This is a genomic window from Aquipuribacter hungaricus, assembly GCF_037860755.1.
GTDB lineage: Bacteria > Actinomycetota > Actinomycetes > Actinomycetales > JBBAYJ01 > Aquipuribacter > Aquipuribacter hungaricus.
On the sequence record NZ_JBBEOI010000526.1, the window covers coordinates 1 to 595 of the forward strand.

A 595-nucleotide genomic window follows, 5' to 3' on the forward strand; every position below is an offset into this window, starting at 1 on the left:
CCTCGTCGCCGGACACGGCCCGGTCGCCCGCCTCGGCCGCCGACGCACGCGCCCGCAGCACGAGCCGCCGCCAGCGGACCGGGTCGCCGCCGCCGACCGGACCGCAGGCGAGCCGCTCGAGCCCGGCCACGTCCAGGCGCGACGGGTCGGTGGCCACCTCGAGGGCGAGCAGGAGGACGGACACGACCGGCTCGTCCCGCAGCGGGGCCCGGACGCCGGGCACCCGCACCGGCACCCCTGCCCCGTCGAGCGCACGGCGCAGCTCGTCGGCGCCGGGCACGCTGCGCACGAGGACGGCCATGCGCGACCACGGCACCGGGTCCTGCTCGCGGTGGCGGCGCCGGCGGAGCTCCGCGGCGACCACGGCGGCCTCGTCGGCGCGGTCCATGCAGACGAGCAGGCTGACCTGGCCCTGCCCGGGCCCGCCGTCCCCGGCCGCCCGCGCGTCCCCGGCGTCCCTGGCTGTGGGAACCTCCCTCGCGCCAGCGCGACCCACGGCGCCCGCGGCATCCCCGGCGCCGGGGCCGGCCACCGGCACGGCGGCGGGCGACCAGGGGCGGGGCGCGGCGCCGTGGATCTCGCGGCCCAGCGCGGC

1 pseudogene is annotated in these 595 nt (G+C 82.4%); it reads right to left on the reverse strand.

The features are described 5' to 3' along the window. Positions 1 to 388: pseudogene (locus WCS02_RS20990) on the reverse strand (ATP-dependent helicase); the annotation flags it as partial. Positions 389 to 595: the final 207 nt, after the last annotated feature.